Source organism: Kribbella sp. NPDC004138 (genome assembly GCF_053603655.1).
Map to the genome: position 1 here is coordinate 1 of NZ_JBSGFZ010000030.1, position 23,887 is coordinate 23,887.

At 68.9% G+C, this 23,887-nt stretch carries 26 protein-coding genes; 11 read left to right on the plus strand and 15 right to left on the minus strand.

Annotation, left to right across the window (positions count from 1 at the left end; genetic code table 11):
• Nucleotides 1-422: 422 nt before the first annotated feature.
• On the plus strand, nt 423-1,370 hold the full coding sequence (locus ACWEOO_RS34500) for a DUF1214 domain-containing protein (RefSeq protein ID WP_452146614.1): 948 nt from the start codon (nt 423-425) through the stop codon (nt 1,368-1,370).
• Between the two features lie 816 nt (nt 1,371-2,186).
• Entirely contained in the window at nt 2,187-2,510 is a 324-nt protein-coding gene (locus tag ACWEOO_RS34505; protein WP_452146615.1) for a hypothetical protein, read from the plus strand.
• A gap of 116 nt (nt 2,511-2,626) precedes the next feature.
• Here the strand turns inward: ACWEOO_RS34505 and ACWEOO_RS34510 are convergent, their stop codons facing one another.
• Entirely contained in the window at nt 2,627-2,986 is a 360-nt protein-coding gene (locus ACWEOO_RS34510) for a DUF2716 domain-containing protein (protein ID WP_452146616.1), read from the minus strand.
• A 139-nt stretch (nt 2,987-3,125) separates the two neighbouring features.
• On the opposite strand from ACWEOO_RS34510, the gene ACWEOO_RS34515 reads away from it, so the two are divergent.
• Nucleotides 3,126-3,548: a CPCC family cysteine-rich protein gene (locus tag ACWEOO_RS34515; protein ID WP_452146617.1), complete on the plus strand. Its 423-nt coding sequence runs from the start codon at nt 3,126-3,128 to the stop codon at nt 3,546-3,548.
• Between the two features lie 136 nt (nt 3,549-3,684).
• Here the strand turns inward: ACWEOO_RS34515 and ACWEOO_RS34520 are convergent, their stop codons facing one another.
• The gene (locus ACWEOO_RS34520; RefSeq protein WP_452146618.1) at nt 3,685-4,131 is read right to left on the minus strand and encodes a hypothetical protein; all 447 of its coding nucleotides are present in this window, start codon (nt 4,129-4,131) and stop codon (nt 3,685-3,687) included.
• Between the two features lie 372 nt (nt 4,132-4,503).
• On the opposite strand from ACWEOO_RS34520, the gene ACWEOO_RS34525 reads away from it, so the two are divergent.
• Nucleotides 4,504-5,376: a helix-turn-helix domain-containing protein gene (locus ACWEOO_RS34525; RefSeq protein ID WP_452146619.1), complete on the plus strand. Its 873-nt coding sequence runs from the start codon at nt 4,504-4,506 to the stop codon at nt 5,374-5,376.
• On the opposite strand, the gene ctaD is transcribed toward ACWEOO_RS34525, so the two are convergent.
• The 4 genes from ctaD to ACWEOO_RS34545 all read right to left on the minus strand — a co-directional run bounded on the left by ctaD (nt 5,377) and on the right by ACWEOO_RS34545 (nt 9,395).
• Nucleotides 5,377-7,146 (minus strand): aa3-type cytochrome oxidase subunit I, encoded by a 1,770-nt coding sequence (gene ctaD, locus ACWEOO_RS34530; RefSeq protein WP_452146620.1) that lies wholly within the window; start codon nt 7,144-7,146, stop codon nt 5,377-5,379. It lies immediately after the preceding gene.
• Nucleotides 7,147-7,209: 63 nt separating this feature from the next.
• Entirely contained in the window at nt 7,210-7,731 is a 522-nt protein-coding gene (locus tag ACWEOO_RS34535) for a type 1 glutamine amidotransferase domain-containing protein (protein WP_452146621.1), read from the minus strand.
• 63 nt (nt 7,732-7,794) lie between these two features.
• Nucleotides 7,795-8,595: an LLM class flavin-dependent oxidoreductase gene (locus tag ACWEOO_RS34540; protein ID WP_452146622.1), complete on the minus strand. Its 801-nt coding sequence runs from the start codon at nt 8,593-8,595 to the stop codon at nt 7,795-7,797.
• On the minus strand, nt 8,592-9,395 hold the full coding sequence (locus ACWEOO_RS34545; RefSeq protein WP_452146623.1) for an alpha/beta fold hydrolase: 804 nt from the start codon (nt 9,393-9,395) through the stop codon (nt 8,592-8,594). Before ACWEOO_RS34545 ends, ACWEOO_RS34540 begins: the two co-directional genes overlap by 4 nt.
• An 85-nt stretch (nt 9,396-9,480) precedes the next feature.
• Here ACWEOO_RS34545 and ACWEOO_RS34550 point away from each other — a divergent pair, with 85 nt between their 5' ends.
• The gene (locus tag ACWEOO_RS34550; protein WP_452146624.1) at nt 9,481-10,353 is read left to right on the plus strand and encodes a LysR family transcriptional regulator; all 873 of its coding nucleotides are present in this window, start codon (nt 9,481-9,483) and stop codon (nt 10,351-10,353) included.
• Here the strand turns inward: ACWEOO_RS34550 and ACWEOO_RS34555 are convergent.
• Complete coding sequence (locus ACWEOO_RS34555) at nt 10,350-12,356, minus strand: glycoside hydrolase domain-containing protein (RefSeq protein WP_452146625.1); 2,007 nt, start codon at nt 12,354-12,356, stop codon at nt 10,350-10,352. The genes ACWEOO_RS34550 and ACWEOO_RS34555 overlap by 4 nt on opposite strands.
• Before the next feature lie 179 nt (nt 12,357-12,535).
• Between ACWEOO_RS34555 and ACWEOO_RS34560 the strand changes: the two genes are divergently transcribed.
• Together ACWEOO_RS34560 and ACWEOO_RS34565 are read left to right on the plus strand one after the other, a co-directional pair.
• Nucleotides 12,536-13,111 carry a TetR/AcrR family transcriptional regulator gene (locus ACWEOO_RS34560; protein ID WP_452146626.1) on the plus strand — a complete coding sequence of 192 codons (576 nt, stop codon included), beginning with the start codon at nt 12,536-12,538 and terminating at the stop codon, nt 13,109-13,111.
• 81 nt (nt 13,112-13,192) lie between these two features.
• Entirely contained in the window at nt 13,193-14,392 is a 1,200-nt protein-coding gene (locus ACWEOO_RS34565) for a Cmx/CmrA family chloramphenicol efflux MFS transporter (protein WP_452146627.1), read from the plus strand.
• Here ACWEOO_RS34565 and ACWEOO_RS34570 read toward each other — a convergent pair.
• Nucleotides 14,350-15,147, minus strand: a complete 798-nt coding sequence (locus ACWEOO_RS34570; protein ID WP_452146628.1) for a TIGR02569 family protein — start codon at nt 15,145-15,147, stop codon at nt 14,350-14,352. The two genes, ACWEOO_RS34565 and ACWEOO_RS34570, sit on opposite strands and share 43 nt — an antisense overlap.
• Before the next feature lie 41 nt (nt 15,148-15,188).
• On the opposite strand from ACWEOO_RS34570, the gene lexA reads away from it, so the two are divergent.
• The gene (lexA, locus tag ACWEOO_RS34575; RefSeq protein WP_452146629.1) at nt 15,189-15,842 is read left to right on the plus strand and encodes a transcriptional repressor LexA; all 654 of its coding nucleotides are present in this window, start codon (nt 15,189-15,191) and stop codon (nt 15,840-15,842) included.
• On the opposite strand, the gene ACWEOO_RS34580 is transcribed toward lexA, so the two are convergent.
• The 4 genes from ACWEOO_RS34580 to ACWEOO_RS34595 are packed head-to-tail and all read right to left on the minus strand — an operon-like array spanning nt 15,839 to nt 18,976.
• Nucleotides 15,839-16,981 (minus strand): acyltransferase family protein, encoded by a 1,143-nt coding sequence (locus tag ACWEOO_RS34580; protein WP_452146630.1) that lies wholly within the window; start codon nt 16,979-16,981, stop codon nt 15,839-15,841. The genes lexA and ACWEOO_RS34580 overlap by 4 nt on opposite strands.
• 17 nt (nt 16,982-16,998) lie before the next feature.
• The gene (locus ACWEOO_RS34585) at nt 16,999-18,192 is read right to left on the minus strand and encodes an RNA polymerase sigma factor (protein WP_452146631.1); all 1,194 of its coding nucleotides are present in this window, start codon (nt 18,190-18,192) and stop codon (nt 16,999-17,001) included.
• Nucleotides 18,189-18,536 carry a YciI family protein gene (locus tag ACWEOO_RS34590; protein ID WP_359928662.1) on the minus strand — a complete coding sequence of 116 codons (348 nt, stop codon included), beginning with the start codon at nt 18,534-18,536 and terminating at the stop codon, nt 18,189-18,191. The genes ACWEOO_RS34585 and ACWEOO_RS34590 overlap by 4 nt, the downstream gene beginning before the upstream one ends.
• Nucleotides 18,537-18,565: 29 nt before the next feature.
• Nucleotides 18,566-18,976, minus strand: coding sequence for a VOC family protein (locus ACWEOO_RS34595; protein ID WP_452146632.1), 411 nt, complete (start codon nt 18,974-18,976; stop codon nt 18,566-18,568).
• Between the two features lie 100 nt (nt 18,977-19,076).
• Between ACWEOO_RS34595 and ACWEOO_RS34600 the strand changes: the two genes are divergently transcribed.
• On the plus strand, nt 19,077-19,706 hold the full coding sequence (locus ACWEOO_RS34600) for a class I SAM-dependent methyltransferase (RefSeq protein ID WP_452146633.1): 630 nt from the start codon (nt 19,077-19,079) through the stop codon (nt 19,704-19,706).
• Here the strand turns inward: ACWEOO_RS34600 and ACWEOO_RS34605 are convergent.
• Nucleotides 19,696-20,148, minus strand: a complete 453-nt coding sequence (locus tag ACWEOO_RS34605) for a YybH family protein (protein ID WP_452146634.1) — start codon at nt 20,146-20,148, stop codon at nt 19,696-19,698. The two genes, ACWEOO_RS34600 and ACWEOO_RS34605, sit on opposite strands and share 11 nt — an antisense overlap.
• 90 nt (nt 20,149-20,238) lie before the next feature.
• Here ACWEOO_RS34605 and sigJ point away from each other — a divergent pair, with 90 nt between their 5' ends.
• Entirely contained in the window at nt 20,239-21,135 is an 897-nt protein-coding gene (gene sigJ, locus ACWEOO_RS34610; RefSeq protein ID WP_452146635.1) for an RNA polymerase sigma factor SigJ, read from the plus strand.
• On the opposite strand, the gene ACWEOO_RS34615 is transcribed toward sigJ, so the two are convergent.
• Nucleotides 21,098-22,366: an FAD-dependent oxidoreductase gene (locus ACWEOO_RS34615; protein ID WP_452146636.1), complete on the minus strand. Its 1,269-nt coding sequence runs from the start codon at nt 22,364-22,366 to the stop codon at nt 21,098-21,100. The two genes, sigJ and ACWEOO_RS34615, sit on opposite strands and share 38 nt — an antisense overlap.
• Entirely contained in the window at nt 22,363-23,229 is an 867-nt protein-coding gene (locus ACWEOO_RS34620) for an AurF N-oxygenase family protein (RefSeq protein ID WP_452146637.1), read from the minus strand. The genes ACWEOO_RS34615 and ACWEOO_RS34620 overlap by 4 nt, the downstream gene beginning before the upstream one ends.
• A gap of 104 nt (nt 23,230-23,333) precedes the next feature.
• Here ACWEOO_RS34620 and ACWEOO_RS34625 point away from each other — a divergent pair, with 104 nt between their 5' ends.
• Entirely contained in the window at nt 23,334-23,882 is a 549-nt protein-coding gene (locus tag ACWEOO_RS34625; RefSeq protein ID WP_452146638.1) for a Chromate resistance protein ChrB, read from the plus strand.
• The last annotated feature ends 5 nt before the right edge of the window (nt 23,883-23,887 follow it).

Below are 23,887 nucleotides of genomic sequence, written 5' to 3' on the forward strand. Positions count from 1 at the left end.
GCCGCGGCTTCTTCTTGCCCATGGACTCCATGATGAACATCCTTCCGGAGCACAAGCTCCTGATCTCGGATGTCCGTCAAAACGGGGCAGGCCCACTGCGGCATGAGCCGACGTGCCAATGGGACACCGGCAGGTGCTCCACACACCCCCGGCACCGCCCACCAACACGCCGTAGTGGCGATCTGGCTTGGTCACTTCTTCGAGGCCATGCCTGAGGCTTCGAAACCGATGACCGCGTGGCTGAATGGAACTTCCGCGAACGCCGCCGCTCCAACGTTCGCAAGCCGTGGCTGGGGCTGAGTTGCGTGGCAGGCCGCTGGCCGCCGCGGCTCACTCAGGCGGGTGCCTGGTTCGAGGGCTCGTAGATCTGGGCCCGAGGTCCGCCTAGGCTTCCGGCAGGACACCGCGGCAGGGAGGGTCGGATGGCGATCACGGTCAGCATTGACAACTTTGCACGTGCCGAGACGGACCGGATGTTCGCCGGCATCCAGGCCGGTGCCGGGGGGATCAATACGTTCCGGCACAACCGGGAGCCCGCACCCATCGACGAGCAGACCGTCATCCGGTTGAACCGCGACACCCTCTACAGCTTCGCCGTCGTCGACATCTCCGCCGGAGCACGGGTGACCCTGCCCGATGCGAGTGAGCGCTACATGTCTGCGATGGTGGTCAACAACGACCACTACGTCAACGCGATCTTCCATGGCGCCGGCGCGCACGAGTTGACCGTCGACCAGTTCGACACCGACTACGTCCTGGTCGGTGTGCGGACCCTGGTCGACCCGGCTGAGGAGGGCGACATCGCCGAGGTCTCCCGGTTGCAGGACCAGATCATGCTGGAGGCCGGGTCGGCGCGGCCGTTCGTCTCCCCCGACTACGACAGGGTCAGCTTCGACGGCACCCGCGATGGGCTGCTCCAGCTCGCCAAGTACGTGACCGGGTTCGACCGGATGTTCGGCACCCGCGAGGAGGTCGACCCGGTCCGCTACCTGCTCGGCGCCGCCGCCGGGTGGGGCGGGCTGCCGACCAGGGAGGCCGCCTATGTTGGCGTCGAGCCGCGCGTGGACAAGGGCGACTACGAACTGACCCTCAAGGACGTCCCCGTTGATGCCTTCTGGTCGATCTCGGTCTACAACGCCCGGGGCTACTTCGAGCCGAACGGCAGCGGCCGCTACACGGTCAACAACATCACTGGAGTCCCGAACGACAACGGGTCGATCACGGTCCGGTTCGTCACCGACCCCAACGACCCGCGGGCCAACGCAATCCCCACCCCGGAGGGCTGGAACTTCCTGGTCCGCCTCTACCGACCACGGCCAGAGGTACTCGACGGAACCTGGAAGGTGCCCACCCTGGTGCAGGCGCCTTGAACACGGTCGGGAAGACACCCAGTCAGCGCGTCGTCTGGGCGGAATGACGCTGGCTGCACCGGTTGCCACAGGGCAGCTTCATCGCACGCCGGCAACGCTCTGTCATCGGCAGAGCGTGCTTCACGGACGCGGCAAAATGAGTGCATCGCGTGTCGCTGCGTCCGCCGCCGAGGTACCATGGCCGAAACCCGCACCGGGTCGCGTCACGTTACGGCGCAGCAGATGACGAGGAATGAGTTGCGCGGGATACCTCATCGGCCCCGCGATGCCAGAACTGCCAACGGCCTCCGTATGCAATGGCTGCTGCGGCGGTGGGAGCACATCGTCAAGCGGGCCGAAGCTGGTTCGACGAACTTCGATCGGCTGTCCCGCTTGTGACGGCGCTGAGGGTCTCGACGCACGTGACGAGCTTGAATCATTGATGCGCCGGGGCGGCAGACGAGCCGAGCGCATCTCGGTCCAGGTGAAGGCGCTGGATGAGCGCTTCCTACGAGCAACTTCTCCGCAGCCGTTCTCGCCCGTCGACGGCAACTGGTGGCGCTACCGCAATCTGGACTGAGTAGGTCCGATACCCGGCAGATGACGTTGCTCCTGAGCATCCGCTCATCGGCATGAGCGCCCTTCACTCTCGGCGGCAAATCCGGACGTCTTGCATGCCAAGGGGCGCCGACCTATACGCACTCCTCATCGCGCACGTGGCATCAGGTTTTGGCATCGGAAGGCGATGTGAACCGATCTTGGCCGACCATCGGCATGAGCGCAGCCTTACCATCCGGCGGCATGGGCACCGGCGCTCGTTGGAGGATGGGGGCATGGATGGCGCAATACCGCCCGATTGAGTTCGTGACCGACGGCCGGGTCTACGAGCCGACCGGACCACGTGCCGGTGAGTTCATCGTTGTGTTCGGCGCGTTGGTCACCGGGCCGGCGGCTCCGCCGTTCGGAGCGTCATGGGTGGTGGAGTTCTCAGCCGAATTGACGAAGCCCGACGGCACACGGGTCCTCGTCGACGCCGCGCATGTGGACTATCCGGTGGGCGACGAGTCTCCGGAAGAAGGGCCCTTTGTTTTCCTGCGCGGCGCACACGCGGGTGACGTGCCTGTCGGCACTCTGATCGTCTCCCGCGACACCACTCGATAGCTCTCGCGTGGCCCTTACCGCGGCAGAGTCGGACGCTATCGGCCGTCCCGACAGCGGCTGATCAGTGCGTTTGCGGATGGACGAACGTGGCCAGTCTCGGCGGGCGGCGCCGATCCTTAGAGGTAGTGAACACCGGTGTCGAGCCATCCGACGTCCGCGAGAGCGTGTCTGGCCGGCAAGTAGCGGTATGGAGTGTGCTGCCAGTCCAAGGCGGTCAACTCTTCCTCGTCGGTGAGCCACACGAAGTTCCGGAGGGCAGCCGCAGTGATCGCCGCTTCGGCGGCCGCGAACCGGACGCCCTCGTGGGCAAACACGGGAGCGAGGTCGATCACAACACAGACGTCCGGGAGCCGGGTAGCAGGTAAAACATGCTCGTAGTAGTCAGGCTTGAAGTCGAAGCGAGCGTCGAAACCAGCCCAGGCTTCGGCGTAGTCGATCGGCCGCCACACTTCTTCGGCCCGGAATGCTTCGCTCATAGGTGCAGAGGCTAGTGTGGTGCGACCTCAGACGCCTCAACTTTCCTCTCGGCGGCCTGTCCGTGCGTTGGGCCCAGCCGCTTGGGGCGTGGCGCGCGCTGTTGCGGGCCCGGGCCAATGTGCACCTACCCTATCCGGCGTGATCGTCAAGTATCCGTGTGTCTGCTGCGGGCATCTAACCCTCGGGGAACCGCCAGGTTCGCACCTGATCTGCCCAGTGTGCTTCTGGGAAGATGACGCGATCCAACTCCGTTGGCCGGACTGGCACGGCGGCGCCAACAAGGCCTCCCTGATCGAAGCCCAACTGAACTTCCAGCAAGTTGACGCCAGCGACGAACGGTCCATCCCGCACGTTCGCGCGGCTAAGGAAGACGAGCCCGTCGACCCGAGTTGGCGTCCCATCAATCCTCGCCAGGACAAGTTCGAACCACGCGGCGTCCAGTTGACCGCATGGCCGGACGACCGCACTGTCCTGTATTGGTGGCGCTACCGCGACACCACCTTCTGGATCCAAGACCCTGACAGACACGGTCACGAGCCACCCCGCCCTGGAGACGGTTAACTGCGCCTGTCAACGGCAGCGAGTCGAAACGCACTCAATTCGGCAAATCCGTGTGTCGGCGATCCGTCAAGTCGTCGCGGATGATCCGACGGATCACGGGATCGACCGATCTGAGCGCCAAGGTGTGCGGCGCGTGCTAGTCCAGGAAGGTCCATCCCAATCCGACGTACAGGGCTGCGCCGACGATAACGATGGCTATGAAGGCGAATTGCGCGATACCCGAGCGCAGGTCGCGGGCCTTGACCCGTGGTTGCTCCTGCTTGGACAGTCGTCGGAACTGCTTTCCCTTCATCTGATGAATATCGAACATGAGTGATGGATCGCCACCTGTTATCAAGAGGATGGCAGTGGACAGCAGCGCTGCGCCGTACAGCATGCCGTCGAGGCTGGTACCGGCGGCTAGCCCACGAACGAAGAAGGTCACCGTGGAAAGCAGTACGCCACTGATCGCGCCGGCCGCACCGATGCGGCTGGTCCGAGACTTGACCGCCGCGAGTACGAGGTAGATCAGCCATGTTGTCCCGAATGCTAGGAGTGCCATCGCTAGTAGTGGTTCACCTTCGGACACACCCCAGTCGTGCATGACGTGGAACGCAGCACCCCCCGGCCCGCGGGCGCTCCCAAACGCCTAGCCTGACGCGGCGTGGGTCTCGGCGGAATCGGTCCACGCGCAAACTCTCCCAACCGGGCATGGCCTGACGGTATCCGAACCGAGCAGTCTTCAGACCCCAGGCCGAAGCCGATCGAGTCGGCTGAGCAACTTCCTGAACTCGGCAGATCCGGAAGGACATGCCTTGCGCGCCGGGCCGAAGAAGTGTCGCCACCAAGTGCCCCGGAAGCGTCACCGATGTCCTGATACTGATTCGTCACCGATGTCTTGAGACATGACAGTGGGGACCCGGGTGAGCTGAGACTGCATGGGAACATTTGTTCGAAAATCATGTAGACTCGGGGTATGGCGGGGCGGAGTGTGGTGGGGCCGACGGCTCTGCGGATGATGCTGGGGGGTCATCTGCGGGAGCTGCGTGAGCGCGCCGGCGTTTCCCGGACCGACGCCGGCTGGGCGATTCGGGCCTCGGAGTCGAAGATCAGCCGTCTCGAGCTCGGCCGGGTCGGGTTCAAGGAGCGCGACGTCGCCGACCTCCTGACTCTGTACGGCGTGCAGGACGCGCGTGAGCGAGACCGCCTGCTGGCGCTCGCCCGCGAGGCCAACGACCCGGGGTGGTGGCATCGGTACGGCGACGTGACGCCGGAGTGGTTCGACGCGTATCTGGGGCTCGAGGCCACCGCTGAGCTGATCCGCACCTACGAGATCCAGTTCGTCCCGGGCCTGCTGCAGACCGCCGACTATGCGCGCGCCGTCGCGCAGCTCTCCCCCAGCGGGCCGCGCGCCGACAGCGAGATCGAGCGGCTCGTCGCCTTGCGCAGACGACGGCAACGGGTGCTCGACCGCGAGCCGCCGCTCAAGCTCTGGGCCGTTATCGAAGAGGCCGTCCTGCACCGTCCGATCGGCGGCACCGCGGTGCTGCGCGACCAGCTCGACGCCCTGCGCCAAGCCATAACCCGGCCGAATGTGACTGTCCAGATCATCCCGCTGGAAAGTTCAGGTCATGCCGCCACCGGAGGCGCGTTCAGCCTGCTCCGCTTCCCGCAGCGCGACCTGCCCGACATCGTCTACCTGGAGCACCTCACCAGCGCGCTCTACCTGGACAAGCGCGACGACGTCGAGACCTACACCCAAGCCCTGGACCTGCTGGCGTCCACCAGCCCGTCGCCGCAGCGGACCGAGCAGCAGTTGACGCGCCTGCTCGAGCGCCTGCCGGCCTGACTATTGCTCGGTCTCGTGCTCAGTCTCGCCCTTCAGATGTTCCACCCGCCCCTGGTCCTCTCCCGCGTCCAGCAGCTTGCCCCCAGGCGTCGGGTTGTGCGCGTACTCGGCGAGCGCCAGTGATGGATGGTGGAGGTCGAAGGCTGGGGACTCCGAGCGGATCCGGGGCAGTTTGACGAAGTTGTGCCGCGGCGGCGGGCAGCTGGTGGCCCACTCGAGCGAGCGGCCCCAGCCCCACGGGTCGTCGACCTCGACGCGAGGCGAGCGGCGGGACTTGTAGATGTTGTAGAAGAACGGCAGCATCGACGCGCCCAGGATGACGGCGCCGACGCTGGACACCTCGTTCAACGTGGTGAAGCCCTCATTGGCGCCGTACGACGCGTAGCGCCGCGGCATGCCCTCGACACCGAGCCAGTGCTGCACCAGGAACGTGGTGTGGAAGCCGATGAACAGCAGCCAGAAGTGCAGCTTGCCCCATTTCTCGTCCAGCATCCGGCCGGTCAGCTTGGGCCACCAGAAGTAGAAACCGGCGAACATCGCGAACACCACCGTGCCGAAGACCACGTAGTGGAAGTGCGCGACCACGAAGTACGAGTCGTTCAGCTGGTAGTCCAGCGCCGGCGACGCGAGGATGATCCCGGTCAGACCGCCGAACAGGAACGTGACGAGGAAGCCGACCGCCCAGAGCATCGGCGTGTCCAGCGACACCGAGCCGCCCCACATCGTGCCGATCCAGTTGAAGAACTTCACCCCGGTGGGGACCGCGATCAGGAACGTCATGAACGAGAAGAACGGCAGGTTCACCGAGCCGGTGACGAACATGTGGTGCGCCCACACCGCGATCGACAGCGCCCCTATCGCGAGGGTCGCCGCGACCAGGCCGTAGTACCCGAAGATGGGCTTGCGGCTGAACACCGGGAGAATCTCGGTGATGATGCCGAAGAACGGCAGCGCGATGATGTACACCTCTGGATGCCCGAAGAACCAGAACAGGTGTTGCCAGAGTATTGGTCCGCCATTGGCCGCGTCGAAGACGTGTGCCCCGAGTGCACGATCCGCCTCCAGCACCAGCAGCGCCGCCGCCAGGATCGGGAACGCGATCAGCACGAGGATCGACGTGACCAGCACGTTCCAGGTGAAGATCGGCATCCGGAACATCGTCATACCAGGCGCACGCATCGTGATGATCGTGGTGATGAAGTTGACGCCGCCGAGGATCGTGCCGAGGCCCGCCATCCACAGACCCATCACCCACAGGTCCCCGCCGACGCTCGGCGAGCGTTCCCCGCCCGACAGCGGCGAGTACGCCGTCCAGCCGAAGTCGGCCCCGCCGCCCGGGGTGCCGAACGCGCTCAGCGTGATCAGGCCGCCGAACAGGAACAGCCAGTAGCTGAACATGTTCAGCCGCGGGAACGCCACATCCGGCGACCCGATCTGCACCGGCATGATCACGTTGGCGAAGCCGACGAACAGCGGGGTCGCGAACAGCAGCAGCATGATCGTGCCGTGCATCGTGAAGAGCTGGTTGTAGACCTCTTCGTTCACGATCTGCAGACCCGGCTTGGCCAGCTCCGCCCGGATCACCAGCGCCATCACGCCGGCGATCAGGAAGAACGCGAACGACGTGACCAGGTACAACTGGCCGATCACCTTGTGGTCGGTCGTCGACAACAGCCGGCCGATCACCTTCCCCAGCGGCCGCCGGCTCCCCTGGACCGCGGCGGTTCCGGTGCGCTCGGTGACCCCGGCATGCCCGCTGACACTGGCCATGCACCCTCCCGAACTACAGCATCCCTTCGATTAGACACCTATGCTCCGAAGAGCAACACCCCATCAACCGAGTGCGCTCAGTAGCGATTTGCTGAAGGCCGGCAGGTCGTCGGGCTTGCGGCTGGTGATCAGGTTGCCGTCCGTGACGACGGATTCGTCCACCCAGTCGGCGCCCGCGTTGCGCAGATCCGTCCGCAGACTCGGCCAGGACGTCATCCGCCGCCCGCGCACGACGTCCGCCTCGACCAGCGTCCACGGCGCGTGACAGATCGCCGCGACCGGCTTGCCCGAGGCCATGAAGTCCTTGACGAATGCGACCGCCTTCTCGTCGGTCCGCAGCGCATCCGGGTTCGCCACTCCCCCGGGCAGCACGAGCGCGGCGAAGTCGTCGACCGACGCATCACCGACAGCCTGATCGACAGGTGCCGTCTCCGCGGCGGTCAAATGATTGAAAGTCTGTACCTGACCGGTCTCGGGGCTGAGCAGGACGGGCTCGTGACCAGCATCCTGCACGGCCTTCCAGGGCTCGGTGAGCTCCACCCGCTCGATCCCCTCGGCAGCGACCAGGAACGCGATCTTCGGCATCGTGAACTCCTCTCGGGTAGCAGGGACGTCATCCGGTACCCGAGGAGCCGGCCGGCACACGCGCTATTTCGGCGGACCCGCGGCGATCAGTGCGCGGACGTCAGCGAGCTGCAGCGTCACCGGGTCGACGTCCATCAGGCACCAGGTCGCGCCCGCATCGGCGTACGGACGCGGATCGACGTCCGGCTCCAGCGCGACCGCGATGTCGTAGTCGTCCAGGTCGCCGCGCAGTTCACGCAGTACGGCGGCCGGTGCCGCCACCTGCTCCGGCGAGGTGAGGTTGACCGGGAAGAAGCCGTCGTACCGTGCGGCGCGCCGGACCGGCTTCGCGTTGCCCGGGAAACCCGCGAGCCACACCGGTACCCGGCCGGCGACCGGGCGCGGCAGGAACTGCACGTCGTCGACCAGGAAATGCTTGCCGTGGTGCCGCACCGGCTCCCCGGTCCACCCGGCGGTGAGGATCTCGAGTGACTCGTCCATCCGCTCGGCGCGGATCCGGTCGTCGATCTCCTCGCCGGTCTTGGAGTACTCCTGCGCGAACCGGTCGCTGCCCAGCCCGACCCCGAGGATCAGCCGTCCGCCCGAGAGCCGGTCCAAGGTCGTTGTCTCGCGCAACAGCTTGGCCGGCCGCCGGCGGGCGATCGGCGAGACCATCGGACCGATCCGCAGCTGTTCCGTGGCGGTCGCCATCGCGCTCATCGTGATCCACGGATCCGAGACCTCCCGCACCGGCGGCCGCCACCACAGCTGGTCCCAGAGGAAGAACCCGTCCCAGCCGGCCTCCTCGGTCGCCGCCGCCAGTTGCGCGACCAGCAGCGGGTCGGACAGCTCGTCGAACAGCGGCAACCAGATCGCGTACTTCATCGCGTCACCTCGTCCACGAACGTCTTCCAGTACGGCGCCGACAGTCCGTGCCCCATGCCGTGCAGGACGACGAGCCGGGCCCCGGGCACCGCGTCGCGGATCGACTCACCGTGCGGCAGCGGCAGCAGCGGGTCGGCGTCCCCGTGCAGGACGAGCACCGGCACCGCCAGGTCGCCGAAGCCCCCGTTGCGCGGGGCATCGAAGTCCATCGCGAAGTGGTTCGTCAGCGCGGCCTCGTAGTCCTTCGTACGAGCCATGTCGTCGCGGACCAACGCCCGGGCGGCCGACTCGTCGAAGTGCCCTGCCGCCTCGGCCTCGATCGAGCGTACGACGTACTCCTCCACGGCGGCCGCATCACCGAAGTCCGGCGTACCCAGCCGCGGCATGTCCGCCGACGGCGGCGGCAGGCCCTCGTCGCCGCTGCTGCTCGACACGAACGTCAGCGACGCGACCCGCGACGGGTGATCGAGGCCGAGCATCAGTGCCGTCCCGCCGGACATCGACTGCGCCACCACGTGCGCCTGCGCGACGCCGAGCGCGTCGAGCAGGCCGACGGCGTCCGCGGCCAGGTCGCTCATCGCGTACCCGGGCGCGCCGACCGGGAACGAGGTCGAGCGACCGGTGTCGCGCTGGTCGTAGCGGATGACGAAGCGGCCGCGGCTCGCGAGCTCGGCGCACAGTTCGGCGTCCCACCACAGCATGGACGCCCCGGCGCCGTGGATCAGCAGGATCGCGGGGTCGGCCGGGTCGCCGTACGTCTCCGCGCAGAGTTCGATGTCATGGACTCGGTAGGTGGTCATGACACGACCGTAGGATCCGGCGCATCATCGTGAAAAGCGATTGATTCTTATCAAAGCGATCGCCATTGGCGATAGAGTGCGGCGCATGTACGAGTTGCGTCATCTGGCGACGCTGGCCGCCGTCGCCGACGAGGGGTCGTTCGGACGGGCCGCGAGCCGGCTCGGGTACACCCAGTCGAGCGTCAGCCAGCAGATCGCCGTCCTCGAGAAGACCGCCGGCGGTCCGCTGTTCGACCGGCCGGGCGGGCCGAAGCCGGTCCGGATCACTCCGCTCGGCGCCGTCGTGCTGCGGCACGGCCGCGAGCTCTTGCGCCGCGCGGACGACATGCGTGACGGGATCGAGCGGTTCCGGGCGGGCGACAGCCGGATCGACATCGGCACCTTCCAGACCGTCTCGAACACGTTGCTGCCGCGGGTGATCCGGGAGCTGCGCGACGCGCATCCGGGCTGCGACATCCGGCTGTTCGAGGAGGAGACCGACGATCCCGACCTGACCGGGCTCGACCTGATGTTCTTCGACGGGCGGACCGGAGACAGCATCGAGGACCTGAAGTTGCTCGACGACCCGTACGTGCTCGTGGCGCGCCCCGGCGACTTCCCCGCCGGACCGATCCCGCTCGAGAAACTCGACGGGCTTCCGCTCGTCGCGCACCCCGCGATCTGCCACCAGGCCGTCGTCGAGGATTTCCTGAACGCCCGCGGCATCCACCCGCAGTTCGTGTTCCGCACCGAGGGCAACGAGGCGCTGCTGGCGATGGTCCGGGCCGGTCTCGGTGCGGCTCTGGCACCGCGTCTCGCCGTACTCCGGGACGACGAGAGCCTGGCGTTGCACGAGCTCACGCCAGAGCTCCCGCCGCGGGAGATCTTCTTGCTGTGGCAGGCCGGCCGCACCCACTCGCCGCTCGCGGCGCACGCGATCGAACTTGCGCGACGTGCGGCGGCCGACCTCGCCGGTTAGCTGACCGTCAGCACCTTCGACGCCGTCTGCGTGCCCTGGTGGTCCGCGTCGGCCAGCCACACCACGCGGTAGGTGTACGTGCCACGGGCGGTCGGCTTGAGGCTGAACGCGTACTTGCCGTTCGTCGTCAGCTTCCCGGTCGTCACCGCCACCCACGACGTACCCGAACGACGCTGCAGGTACGCCGTCGTACCGGCGTGTGCCGGGTTCAGGTAGCCGTACAGCAGGCTCGATCCGCCGAGCGTGATCGCGCCCGGCACGAGGTACGCCGACATCGCCGGGTGGACCTGCACCAGCGCCGTGGCGCTCCGCGTCCCGAGCAGGCCGGCGCCACCGTTGTAGCCCCACATGTAGTAGGTCGACACAGCCGGCTTCTGCGACGTCGAGACGACCCCGTTGGCGTCGGTCGTGAAGGACCCGACCGTCGACCACTTGGTCGCGTTCTTGGCCTTCGAGTACAGCACCACCGGCACGCCGGCCATCTTCGCCGCACCGTCCAGCCGCGTGACGCCCATCGACAGCGTCACCGCACCGGTGTACATGATCGACGCCGAACTCGCGCCGAACGTCGCCTTCGTCCCGACCAGCCGGACATCGACACCCGGGCTGATCTTGCCGGCGCTGTTCTTCACCCACACGCGATACGCGTAGCTGGCCGAGTTCGCGAGCCCGGTGTGCGTGAACAGGCTCGCCGTGCCGTTGTAGATCGGCGTACCCGCGGTCGGCAGCTGCGGCGGGGTCGAGCCCGACGCGGCGCGGACCATGATCTGCCCGAGCGTGACGTTGGCAGGCTGCGTCCAGCGCAGCGTGGCCGCCGCGACCCCGCCCGACACGGTGAAGCTGGTGACCGGCGGCGGCGGAGCCGTCAGGTTCAGGTAGTCCTTGTCGATGTTCAGCGTCACGCCGCCGTTGGTCTCGGTGACGTTGTCGTACTGATGGACGCGCTGGTGGTTGCTCCAGTACGTCGCCGGGATCGACATCGTGCCCGGCGTGCGGTTCCACTGCGCGACCCAGATGTTGTCGGGACGCGTGTACGCCGTGTTCGCGTACGCGCCGACCAGCGCCTTCGCGCCGGAGGTGGCGCCGACGTACGCACCGCCGACGTACCCGCGGGCGTTGAGCTCCTGCGTCCACCCGCTCAGGTAGGACAGGACCGCGGCGTCACAAGCGGCCGTCGACGTGTACGCCTCGATGTCGCTGTAGATCGCGCTCCGCTGGGCGAACCCCAGCGCCTGCGCCGCCGTGACCGCGTTGATCGCCGCATTCTTGCCCTGGATCAGCGCGGTCGACGCGACCGAGGACATCCGGCTGTTGTACGTCGTGCACGGCGCCTGCAGGCCGACGTCGATCAGCAGGAACTGCCAGCCCTTGCTCGCGTTCGTCGTGACCCAGCTGGACGTCAGGTTCGGCTGCGCGCACGCCCGCAAGCCGCCGCTGATGTAGATGCCGATGCCCTGGTACTTCGGGCGCCAGGCATCCATCGTGCTCTGCGACGGCGCCGTGCAGGCGTCGAAACCGTCGCCCGCGTAGTTGCCCGTCGCAACAATCGTCGGCGTCACCGCAGCCTGCTGGGCGACCCGCGCCGACGAGGTCTTCGTCACCACCCGGCCGGTGGCGAGCAGGTCGCTCGCGGTCTGCTCGGCGCCCGGCGCGTAGTACGCCGTGGCCAGGACGCCGGCATCCGCGACCGCGCGCCGGAGCAGGCCGTCGGTGGACGGCTGCGCCGTGGTCAGCGGCTCCAGGATCAGGCCGGTGCTGCGGCCGACGCGGTGCGCCGGGCAGTCGGCCTGCGCCGTGCTGTGGCCGAGGTACACGGCCGGCTGGTCGAGCCGGACGCAGGCGGACGGAGTCGCGGCCAGGTCGACGACCGGCCAACTGGCCGGCACGGTCACCTGATAGCCGCGGTAGGAGACGGTCTTCGTGTCTTCAGCGGTGGCCGGTGCGCTCGCGGCGACTCCGGCGACCAGGCCGAGGGCAAGTGCCAGCACCCCAGGTCTGAACAACCTCACAATGCTCCTCAGTTCATCGATGGACGGTCCCCCCAAGTGAAGGCGAGCGCCGCCGCACTGTCGAAGAGCTTCCGGCACTCGCCTCGATGCGCAGATGCTATCGGCGGTGGGAGATCACCCGCCGGGGAGGATATTTTGGATCAATCGGTCCAAAACGTGCTAGGCTCGGCGGCATGCCGAGACCGAGGACGTTCGACGAGGACCGCGCCGTGGACGCCGCGATGCGGGTGTTCTGGAGATCGGGCTACGAGGCCACCTCGACCCAGGACCTGTGTGCGGCGACGGGCCTCGGCCGGAGCAGCATCTACAACACCTTCACCAGCAAGCGCGACCTGTTCGACCGCGCCCTGCGGCGGTACGCCGATCGCTTCACCGCCGCCCAGCTCGAGGTCATCCAGGACGCGACGCTTCCGATCCGCGAGCGGGTCCGGCGGATCCTGTGGACCGCGGTGGAGCCGGATCCCGACGACCCGGCGGGCTGTTTCGTGATCAACACGATCGTCGAGCTCGGCCCCAAGGACGCCGAGATCGTCGAGCTCCTCGACCGCGACCACAACGTCAAGCTCGCCGCCCTGACCACTGCTCTCCGGGCGGCACAGGCCACCGGCGAGCTCGACCCGGAGCCGGACGCGGCCGGGCTGGCGACGTACGTCTTCACCGTTCTCGGCGGGCTCCGGGTGGCCGCCCGGCGTGGCGCGACCCCCGAGAGCCAGCGAGTGGTCGTCGAGGCCACCCTGCGCAGCTTCTGAACCGCATCTCCCCCGGGCAGTCGCCTGCCCGCTTTTTGCACCGATCGATCCATTATCAGCTTGATTTCCGAGAGGACCCTCATGCCTCGCGCTGTCTATCTGCTCGGGCTCGCGATCTTCGCCCAGGGCACGTCCGAGCTGATGCTCGCCGGTCTGCTCCCCGAGATCGCGACCGACCTGGAGGTCTCGATCCCGGCCGCCGGGCTGCTGATCTCCGCGTTCGCGGTCGGCATGCTCGTCGGCGCCCCGATCCTGGCCGTCACCACACTGCGCTGGTCCCGGCGCGCCGCGATGCTCGCCTTCCTGACCGTCTTCGCGCTCACTCACGTGGCCGGCGCGCTCACCTCGTCGTACGGCGTGCTGGTCGCGACCCGCGTGGCCGGGGCGTTCGTGTACGCCGGATTCTGGGCGGTCGCGTCGGTGACCGCGATCGAACTCGCGGGACCGGCGGCGCGGGCCAAGGCGATGAGCATCCTGGCCGGAGGTCTGACCGTGGCCACGATCGTCGGGCTCCCCGCCGGCACGCTCCTCGGTCAGCACCTCGGCTGGCGATCGGCGTTCTGGGCGGTCGCCGTCTTGTCGGTCCTCGCGATCGCCGGCGTCGTCGCCACCATCCCCGGCGGGCGTGCGACGGAGGCGCCGCGGTTGCGCCTCGAGCTGCGGAGCATGGCGAACCCGCAGCTGTGGCTCGCGTACGGGACGACGGCGTTGTCGACCGGCGCGATCCTGGTGATCTTCAGCTATCTCGCTCCGCTGCTCACCGAGACGACCGGCCTGTCCGCGACCTGGGTGCCGGTGATCCTGGCGCTGTACGGCGTCGGCGCGCTGGCCGGGATCACGATCAGCGGACGGACCGCGGACCGGCGACCGTTCCGCACGCTCGTGATCAGCCTGACCGGGGTGATCGCCGCCGCGGTCGTCGTCGCACTCGCGACCGCGACGCCATGGCTCGCCGTACCGGCGATCATCGGCGTCGGCACCTTCGGCTTCGCCACCAACCCGGCGGTGAACTCGCGGGTGTTCAGCGTCGCCGGCTCCGCGCCCACGCTCGCGGCCGCATTCAACATCTCGGCGTTCAACGTCGGCATCACGGTCGGGCCCTGGCTCGGCGGCCTGGCTCTGGACGCCGGCGCGGGCTACTCCGCCGTCGGCTGGATCGGGGCCGCGCTCGGAGTCCTTGCCTTCGGCACCGTTCCGCTCGCCGCCCGGGCCGCGGGCAGGAAACGCGCCGCGACCGATCAGGCAGCGTACGAGACGGCCAGCTCGATCACCGGCGCGTAGGCCGCGCGCCGGGTTTCGGTCCAGGTCGCGGCGCCACCGGCGAGTTCGTCGGTGGTCAGGCGATAGATCAGCGCCCGGACAAGCATCTGCCCCCACTCCGGCAGGTGCGCCCAGCGCGCGGCGAGATCCGGTGTCGCGCGGTACCAGCACAGGGCGTCCGCGACGGCGACCGCCGCAGCCCAGGACGGTGGACGCCAGTAGACCGGCCAGTCGATGATCGCCGGCGGGAGACCGTCGGCGAACATCACGTTCCCCGGCAGATCGCCGTGCACCAGCTGCGACCTCAGCTCCACCGGCCGCCACGCCGCAGCGAGCGGCCCGACCAGGTCGACGTACGCCGGACTTCCGTCGGCCGACTGCTCGCGCCAGGCCACCCGGTCACCGTCGGCCCACGGATCACGGCGCGTGTCGAGGAACGACGGCCGCGGCAGGTCGGCAACGGCTTCGTGGAACGCGGCGGCCGCCGTGAGTACGTCGTCCTGCCGACTGACGTCCGTCGCTCCGGCGAGCAACTCCGTGGCCTCCCACCCCAACGCGACCCACTCACCGTCGCGAGCCCGCACCGGCCGGGGCACGCGGAAATCCCTGGACTCCGGCAACGCGTCCAACACGTCGGCGCGCCACGCGGCCTCGGCGTCAGCGCGTTTCAGTACGACGTCACCGGACCGCCAGGTCTCCCCCTGTCCACCCGCCAGCCGTACGGCGGGCTCGGACAAATCGAACGCGTCCAGCACACGACTTCCCGGTCCGTCCACAGCTCCACTCTTTCATCGCCGGGGTGCTCTAGGATTTCGCGGTGACTGATCTCGACCTGTTCGGCGACCTGGACACCGGCGCGCTCCCGGAGCGGCAGCAACGCATCCTGGTGGTGATCCGGGACTGGGTGACGCGGCACGGATACCCGCCCAGCAGCCGGCAGCTCGGCGACGCGGTCGGGCTGCGCTCCTCGTCGTCGGTGTCGAAGCACCTGGCCAGCCTGGAGGAGAAAGGGTTCCTCCGCCGCAGTCCGTCGGTCTCCCGGCCGATCGACGTGCGGATGTTCCTGCAGGAGCCGGCCGCGCGCGCCACGGGCGACGAGAACGTGCCGGTGCCGGTGGTCGGCGACATCGCGGCCGGTACGCCGATCTCCGCGGTCGAGCACGTCGACGACGTCCTCCAACTCCCCCGCGGGCTGACCGGCCGGGGCACCGTGTTCGGGCTGCGTGTCCGCGGTGAGTCGATGATCGACGCCGCCATCTGCGACGGGGACATCGTCGTGGTCCGCCAGCAGTCCGAGGCCCACTCCGGCCAGATCGTCGCCGCGATGATCGACGAGGAGGCGACCGTGAAGGTGTACCGCCGCCGCAACGGCCACGTCTACCTGGAGCCCCGCAACCCGGCGTACGAGGTCATCGACGGCGACAACGCCACCATCCTCGGCATCGTGGTCTCGGTGCTGCGCAGCGTCTAAATCCGCTCCAGGGTCTTCTTGACCCCGAACAGCTGCGAGACACCCGGGACGGACGAGAGCAGCCAGGCGAGCAGCGCGGAGACGGCGAAGGCGGAGGGCAGGAGTACGGCGTACTTCGGCCCGATGCCCGCGTCCCAGGTGACGACGAAGTACGCGATCGCGAGGATCACCGGCTGGTGGACGATGAAGTACGGCATCGCGGCCCGCGCGAGCGTCGGCGGTAGCGGACGCTGGAGCGCGGGCGCGCGGAGACCGAGGCCGAGGACCGCGACGAGCCAGCCCCACACGGCGAGCGTGATGAGCGGCGAGTACCACAGGTACGCCCACGAGTAGCCCGGGTCCGGCCACCAGCCGTCGAGGAAGTCGATGATGCCGGTCACGACGCCGAGCACGAACGCACCGGCGCCGAGCAGCAGCCCCGGTACGGCGTCCCGTCGTACCGCTGCCAGCAGGCGCTCGTCCGACATCACCAGGTAGCCGACGACGAAGAAGTCGAAGAAGAACACGAACTCGCCCCAACCGTGCTCGGGACCGGGCGCGGCGAGCAGCAGCAGATGGACCGGCACGAGCGGTACGGCGAGCAGCAGGATCGACCCGCGCCGCCGGCAGCGCCGCGCGATCCAGTCGGTTCTGCCGCGCAGCAGCAGGAACAGCGGTAGCCCGAGCACGGCGAACTGGATCAGGTAGACGAGGAACCACAGGTGGTACGTGTCCCGCAGCCACAGCGGCGCATCACCACCGAGGTCGCTGAAGAACGTCTGGACGTCACCGAAGAACGACGCCGTCGAGCGTCCCTTGTGGTGCTCCTCGATGAAGTACTGCAGCGGCGAGAGCAGCACGTACGCGACGACGAACGGGACGAGCAATCGCAGTGACCGTTCGCGGAGGAACTGCGGCGCGGCCCGCCACCGCAGGGCCAGCCAGGCGGCGCAGCCGGAGATCATGAAGAAGAACGCCAGCCCCCACAGTCCCAGGAACGCGATCCCGATCGAGATACCTTCGCTGGTCTCCGCGTTCTTCACATGCCAGTCGCCGTCGTCGAACGGCCGCAGCGTGTGGAACACGAACACCCCGACCACCGCCAGCGCCCGCAGCCAGTCGAGAAACCACAGCCGTTCCCCCCGCCCCTCCGCACCCATGGAGCAAGGATGCTCGGTCAGCGGGCCAGCCGCTCGTTGAGCAGCCCCAACTGTGCCGGGTTGGTGGTCAGCTCCGCCGCGCGACCGTCGGCGGTCCGGGCCTCGCCGTCGCGGCCGAGATCGCGCAGCAGCTGGGCCCGGGTCGCGTGGAACAGCGGGTAGTGCTCGAGATCGCCCGCCAACCCGTCGAGCTCAGCCAGAGCGTCCGCAGGCCCACGGACGTACGACAGCGCGATTGCTCGGTGCAGTCCGGCGACGGGTGTCGGCTGCAACGTGAGCAGCATGTCGTACAGGACGAGGATCTGCGGCCAGTCCGTCTCGGACCAGGTACGGGCCTCGCTGTGACAGGCAGCGATGGCCGCCTGGAGCTGGTACGGGCCGGGTGCGTGGTGACGGCGTGCGGTGCGGGTCAGGAGTGCCGTCGCTTCGGTGATCGCGGCGTGGTCCCACGAGGTGCGGTCCTGGTTCTCGAGCAGGACAATGTCGCCGTCCGGCGTGAACCGCGCCGCCGTGCGGGCCCGGTGCAGGCGGATCAGGGAGAGCAGGCCGCCCACCTCGGGTTCGTTGGGCAGCAGGCCGTGCAGCAGTGCGGTCAGCCATTCGGCGTCGTCGACGAGGTCCCGCGAGTGCGCACGGTCCGCCGTACTCGACAAGTAGCCTTCGTTGAAGAGCAGGTAGATCACCGTCAGCACTTCGTCGAGACGTTCGGGCAGGTCGTCGGCGCGCGGGATCCGGTACGGGATGCCCGCGTCGGTGATCTTGCGCTTCGCCCGCGTGATCCGTTGCGCGACCGCGGACTCCGACGCCAGGAACGCCGCCGCGATCTGCGCGGTCGTCAGACCGCACACCACGCGGAGCGTCAACGCGACCTGCGCCTCCCGCGCGAGCGCCGGGTGGCAGCAGGTGAAGATCAGCCGCAATCTGTCGTCCGGCGGCGGCTGCACCGGCGGCTCGAGCGCGGCCAGCTTGGCGCGGTAGTTCTGCTGCCGGCGCAGCACGTCGAGACCGCGCCGCTTCGCGACCGTGAACAGCCAGGCGTCCGGCCGCTCCGGGATGCCTTCGACAGGCCAGCGCTTGAGCGCGATCTCGACCGCGTCCTGGACCAGGTCCTCCGCGGCGGCGAAGTCGCCGAGCAGCGTGACGAGCGCACCGGCGAGCCGGCCGGCGTGGTCCCGGACCACGCGGGCCAGCTCGTCCTCGGGCCTCGTCACATCTGCTCGACCGGCCGGATCTCGACCACCGGGCAGGCCGGCCAGGTGCGCACCATCCGCAGTGCCTCGTCGAGGTCCTCGACCTCGATCTCGGTGAACCCGGACACGACTTCCTTGCCCTCGATGAACGGCCCGTCGGTGGTCATCACCCGTCCGCCGTCGAGCCGGACCGTGGTCGCGGTCTCCGGGCCCTGCAGCTTGGAGCCGCGGTCGGTGATCTTGTCCTTGTGGTCCTCGAACCACTGGTACACCCGCCGGTACGCCTCCTCCTGCTCGCCCGGTCCCAGCGCCGCGAATTCCTTCGCGAACTCCTCGGTCTCGATGAACATCAGCACGTACTTCACCCACGCACCTCCTTTCCGGACAGTCTGGCTCACGAAGCGGGCAGGGCGGCGTAGAGATCGACACCGTTGCCGGACGGATCCGCGACGGTCGCGTAACGCATCCCCCACGGCGCGTCGAACGGTTCCTGCAGGCTCGGTACGCCGGCCCCGACCAGGTCGGCGTACGCCGCGTCGAGCTCCGCCGGGCTGCCGTACTCGAAGGTCAGGAAGATCCGGCCGGTCGCCGGCGGTGTCCAGCCGGCAGTGATCTTGCCGCGGGCCTCGTCGGTGTCCAGCATCAGGTGCAGGCCGTTCGGCAGGTCGCAGCCGGCGTGGTCGTCCGGCATGTACTGATCGCGCTCGAACTCGAGCCCGAAGCGGCGGTAGAACTCGATCGCGGCGCCGAGGTCGGACACGACGACGTCGATGATCTTCACGGTGCCTGGCACGGTGGTAGGCATGGTTCTCTCCTCGTGGTGATGAACAGCGGTCACTCTGGAGACGATCGGCGGGTGCCGAGATCCGACACTCTGGATCCGACACTCTGAGAGGGTGGAGAGCATGAAACATCCGCTCTTCGCCCGGATCTACACCAAAGCCCGGCCGGCGCTCGACCAGCAGGGCGCAGCCGAGCACCGTCGCCGCCTCCTGGCGGGCGCCGCGGGCCGGGTGATCGAGGTCGGCGCCGGGGACGGCGGCAACTTCACGCACTACCCGCCCGAGGTGACCGGCGTGCTGGCCGTCGAGCCCGAGCCCTACCTGCGCGCCCAGGCCGAGCGGCAGGCCGAGTCCGCGCCGATCGACGTCGAGGTCGTCGAAGGTACGGCGGACCGCCTGCCGGCCGCTGACGCGTCGGCCGATGTCGTCGTGGTCTCGCTCGTTCTCTGCTCCGTGCCGGACCAGCAGGTGGCGCTCGCCGAGGCCCGGCGGGTGCTGCGCCCGGGCGGAGAGCTCAGGTTCTACGAGCACGTCGCAGCCGAGCCCGGCACGCGGCTCGCGACCGTGCAGAAGGTCGCCGACGCGACTCTCTGGCCGTTGTTCGTCGGCGGCTGCCATACCCACCGCGACACCGCGGCCGCGATCACGGCCGCGGGCTTCGAGATCGAGGACCTGGACGAGTTCCGCTTCCCACCCGACCGCGTCACGCCCGCCAGCCCCCACATCGTCGGCCGGGCTCGCCTCAGGGCATGAGGTCCATTGCGGCGGTTCCGGATTCGAAGTTGGTCGGGACGGAGACCTGGTCGTGGACGATCAGCCACTGGCCGTCGATCTTCTGCCACGCGGCGGTCCAGCGCAGCCAGTAGTCGATCTTGCCGCCGGGCTTCAGCGCAGCGTTCATGTGGTTCAGGGAGTAGACGACGGCCAGGTCGCCGTCGACGAGGACGGTGAGGTCGCGGACCTCGTACTCCAGCGGGGTCTCGAAGACGGTGAAGACGCGCTCCCAGTTCGCCCACTTCTTCTCCGCGCCGAGGTGCCGCAGCGGCGGCTCGATGTCGAAGGAGACCAGGCCGGGCGCGAAGATGGTCTTGACGGCGTCCAGGTCGCCGGTCCGGACCGCGTCGAGCAGGACCTCGACGCGCTCGCGGATCTCGACCTCGGAGACAGCGTTGTGTGACGTGGTGTGTGTGGTCATGTTCCCTACGACGAGACGCCGCCGCGAACTGTCAGACCTCACACTTCGCGGGCCTGTTCCGTCGTACGGGGTATGGACGAGAGGACCGACATGAGTGAGCCCGGCCTGAGCGCGATCATGAGCGAGCGGCGGCAGCTGATCAACCTGGCCTACCGGCTGCTCGGCTCGCTGGCCGACGCCGAGGACGTGGTCCAGGAGACCTACGCGCGCTGGTACGCGATGACGCCGGACGAGCAGCGGGCGATCGAGAACCCGGCGGCGTGGCTGACCAAGGTCGCGAGCCGGATCTGCCTGGACCAGCTGCGGTCCGCGCGCGCCCGCCGCGAGCGGTACGTCGGTGAGTGGATCCCCGAGCCGCTGCCGGAGACCGCCGAGTGGCAGACCGGGCAGACCGGCACCGCCGACCCGGCCGACCGCGTCACACTGGACGAGTCGGTGAACATGGCGTTCCTGGTCGTCCTCGACGCGATGACGCCCGCCGAACGGGTGGCGTTCATCCTGCACGACGTGTTCCGCTACCCGTTCCCGGAGGTCGCCGAGATCGTCGGCCGGACACCGGCGGCCTGCCGGCAGCTGGCCTCGTCGGCCCGGCGGCGGATCCGGGACGCCGAGCACCCGGCGGCGCCGTCCGCGCGCCGGGCGGAGCTGATCCGCGAGTTCAAGGCGGCCTGGGAGGCGACCGACATCGCCGCGCTCGTCACGCTGCTCGACCCCGAGGTCACCGCGGTCGCCGACGGCGGCGGCATCGTGGCCGCCTCGCTCGCGCCCGTCCACGGCGGCGCCGACGTCGCGCAGTACTTCGCCGACCTGCCCGTGTTCCGGCTCGGCAGGACGCTTCTCGAGCGCACGGTCAACGGGCAGCCGGGCCTGGTGATCCAGTTCGACGGCGTCATCGAGACCGTGATCGCCTTCGACGTGGCCGACGAACGCATCACCAACATCTGGGCGATCAGGAACCCGGAGAAGCTGAGCCCCTGGCAGAGCTGACCAGTGTCCGCACGGTCTCCTGGGCGCAGGCCTTGTTGACCCCGATCCCGCCGCGCGCGCCGCGTTTGATCCAGCCCGCCACGTAGTGACCGGGCCGGTCGACGACGGCGCCGCGGACGTTCGGGACGATGCCGCGGTCCGCGTCGAACGGCAGCCCGTCGATCGGCCGCCCCTCGAACCCGATCGCGGTGAACAGGTGGCTCGCCGCGATCGTCTCGCCGGTGTCGAGGACCAGGCCGTCGCCGGTCCAGGCGGCCGGCCTGGCGTGGTACCGGAACTCGACGCGGTCACCGACCGCGGCCTGCAGCTCCCGCAGGGCGGACTGCGTGTATGCCGCCTCGCCGGGCCCGCGTCTGCCGACCAGTACGACCTTCTTCACACCGCTCGCAGCCAGCGCGGCGCGCACCCCTGACGGAACCGCCATCGAGCGCAACCGCTGCTCGTCGCTCAGCAGGATCCGGGCGACGTCGAGTGCGACGTTCCCGTTGCCGACGATCACCGCACGCGGGCCGGCCAGGTCCGCGGGAGCCGCAGCGCCAGGGCGTCCGTTGTACCAGGCAACGAAGTCCTCGGCCGCGATGGCGGCCTCCTCACCGGCGATGCCGAGCTGACGGCTCCGCCGGGCGCCGACCGCGTGAACCACGGCGTCGTATCCAGCCGGCAACGCGCCGTCGTACCCGTGGAGCGCCGCCGCATCCGTCCCGGGCCGCCACCGCACCCGGAGGTGTGCGGCGATCCGCTCGAAGGTGTCGATGATCTGCTTGGTCTGCGGATGGTCCGGCGCGACGCCGTACCGCACCAGGCCGCCGACGTGCTGGAGCCGGTCGACGAGTGTGACCTCGGCCGTTGTCCGCAGCAACAGTTCGCGGGTCGCGTAGATGCCGGCCGGTCCGGCGCCGACCACCAGCACGCGCCGCGGCCCGCCGCCACGCACCTCGTACGACGGCGGCTCCCAGCGGTCCAGATCCATGGCCTCCAGTGGCTCGCGCTCCGCGAAGTGCGCCGCGTTGCGCTGCACGTCCTCGGGCGCCGACTGGTCGGAGGGCTTCGCGGCATCGACAGGGCAGATGTCGGCGCACGCGCCGCAGTCGATGCACGTGCGCGGGTCGATGAACAGGCTCGCACCGGTACCGAACCCGGGCTCGCCCGGCGCCGGGTGGATGCTGTTCATCGGGCAGACCGCGACGCAACTCGCGTCCGAGCAGCACTCCCCCGAGATCGCGTAACTCACAGCAGACCGGTCCGCCGGTACACCCGGGCCGCTGCGGGCGTGAGCAGCCCGACCGAGCCGAGAAAGTCCATCAGGTTCGCGCAACTGGTCCGCAGCAGCGAACGGTGGTACTCGTTGTGCCGCGCCTCCCGGATGGCGCGGCCGACGTCCAGCCCGACGTTCGCGTACACCTCCCGGCCGACCATGCTCGACACGATCATGTCGGCGGCGATCGCGATCACCAGCGCACTCACCCAGCGCCGTCCGCGTCCCGCACCGGCGAGCCGCTCGCGGGTCTCCTCGCGCGCGAACACCATGTGCCGTGACTCCTCCACGACGTGGATGTGGTTCACCGTACGTACCAGTGGCTCGACCCGGCGGTCGCGCATCCAGTCGCGCTGCATGACGTCCAGCACTTCCTCGGCCACCAGGATCGCGGCGTACGCCGACTCGCCGGTGGCCACGGTCTTGAACATCCGGCCGAGCTCGCGCGCCAGCAGCCGCGGCCGGTACGACGGCTCGACCATCCGCTCGGTCGCGCGGGCGAACATGATCGAGTGCCGGCACTCGTCGGCGATCTCGGTCAGCGCCCATTGGAACTCGGCGCTGCGGGCCGGCTTGTCGTACACGTCGCGCAGGATCAGCTGCTGCAGGATCAACTCGAACCAGATCCCGGTCGTCGCCACCGACGCCGCCTCGTGCCGGGTCAGCTCCCGCCGCTGCGCCTCGGTCAGCTCGTCCCAGTACGGCGTCGCGTACAGCGTGCTCCACTCCGGCGACATCCCGTACCCGTCGCCGATCGGCGCGTCCCAGTCGATCTCCGCGTCCGGATCCCGCGACAACCGGCCCGCCGACCCCAGCAACCGCTCAGCGGTCTCGTTCATCGAGCACACCTCCGAAGCGATATGACATCGTCTATGTAACATAACCGATGTCCGAAGTCGTGTCGAGGTTCCCAGTCGGTGTAACAGCCGCTACATTTGCTGCTGTGACGGATCGATGGCTGGTGCTTGTGGTGCGGATCCCCGCGGAGCCCTCGCGGCACCGCGTGGCGGTGTGGCGGGAGCTGCGGAAGGCGGGGGCGCTGTCGCTCGGGCAGGGCGTCTGGGCGGTGCCCCAGCTCCCCGTGTTCGAGGCCTCGATGCAGCGGACGGCCGAACTGGTGGCCCGTGCGGACGGCGAGGTCACGGTGCTCGACGCGGCCGGCCGGAGCGCCGACGACGCGGCCCGGCTGCGCCGGCTGTACGACGAGGCGCGGCGCGCGGATTGGACCGAGTTCCTGGCGGACTGCACGAAGTTCGAGGAGGAACTCGCCAAGGAGATCCGGATCGAGAAGTTCACCCTCGCCGAGCTCGAGGAGGAGGAGCAGAGCCTCGAGCGTCTCCGCCGCTGGCACCGCGACCTGACCGGCCGCGACGTCTTCGGTACGCCGGAATCCGCACAGGCGACCGCCCGGCTCAAGGACTGCGTCGCGCGCTGCGAGGAGTACGCAGAACTCGTGTTCCGCGCACTGCATCAGCTTCCGGGGCACGTGTGAGGACC

Coding starts and splice junctions, on each gene's coding strand:
- ACWEOO_RS34500 (WP_452146614.1), top strand. CDS start 423: ATGGCGATCACGGTCAGCATTGACAACTTTGCACGTGCCGAGACGGAC.
- ACWEOO_RS34505 (WP_452146615.1), top strand. CDS start 2,187: ATGGCGCAATACCGCCCGATTGAGTTCGTGACCGACGGCCGGGTCTAC.
- ACWEOO_RS34510 (WP_452146616.1), bottom strand. CDS start 2,986: ATGAGCGAAGCATTCCGGGCCGAAGAAGTGTGGCGGCCGATCGACTAC.
- ACWEOO_RS34520 (WP_452146618.1), bottom strand. CDS start 4,131: ATGCACGACTGGGGTGTGTCCGAAGGTGAACCACTACTAGCGATGGCA.
- ACWEOO_RS34525 (WP_452146619.1), top strand. CDS start 4,504: ATGGCGGGGCGGAGTGTGGTGGGGCCGACGGCTCTGCGGATGATGCTG.
- ctaD (WP_452146620.1), bottom strand. CDS start 7,146: ATGGCCAGTGTCAGCGGGCATGCCGGGGTCACCGAGCGCACCGGAACC.
- ACWEOO_RS34535 (WP_452146621.1), bottom strand. CDS start 7,731: ATGCCGAAGATCGCGTTCCTGGTCGCTGCCGAGGGGATCGAGCGGGTG.
- ACWEOO_RS34540 (WP_452146622.1), bottom strand. CDS start 8,595: ATGAAGTACGCGATCTGGTTGCCGCTGTTCGACGAGCTGTCCGACCCG.
- ACWEOO_RS34545 (WP_452146623.1), bottom strand. CDS start 9,395: ATGACCACCTACCGAGTCCATGACATCGAACTCTGCGCGGAGACGTAC.
- ACWEOO_RS34550 (WP_452146624.1), top strand. CDS start 9,481: ATGTACGAGTTGCGTCATCTGGCGACGCTGGCCGCCGTCGCCGACGAG.
- ACWEOO_RS34560 (WP_452146626.1), top strand. CDS start 12,536: ATGCCGAGACCGAGGACGTTCGACGAGGACCGCGCCGTGGACGCCGCG.
- ACWEOO_RS34565 (WP_452146627.1), top strand. CDS start 13,193: ATGCCTCGCGCTGTCTATCTGCTCGGGCTCGCGATCTTCGCCCAGGGC.
- ACWEOO_RS34580 (WP_452146630.1), bottom strand. CDS start 16,981: ATGGGTGCGGAGGGGCGGGGGGAACGGCTGTGGTTTCTCGACTGGCTG.
- ACWEOO_RS34595 (WP_452146632.1), bottom strand. CDS start 18,976: ATGCCTACCACCGTGCCAGGCACCGTGAAGATCATCGACGTCGTCGTG.
- ACWEOO_RS34600 (WP_452146633.1), top strand. CDS start 19,077: ATGAAACATCCGCTCTTCGCCCGGATCTACACCAAAGCCCGGCCGGCG.
- ACWEOO_RS34605 (WP_452146634.1), bottom strand. CDS start 20,148: ATGACCACACACACCACGTCACACAACGCTGTCTCCGAGGTCGAGATC.
- sigJ (WP_452146635.1), top strand. CDS start 20,239: ATGAGTGAGCCCGGCCTGAGCGCGATCATGAGCGAGCGGCGGCAGCTG.
- ACWEOO_RS34620 (WP_452146637.1), bottom strand. CDS start 23,229: ATGAACGAGACCGCTGAGCGGTTGCTGGGGTCGGCGGGCCGGTTGTCG.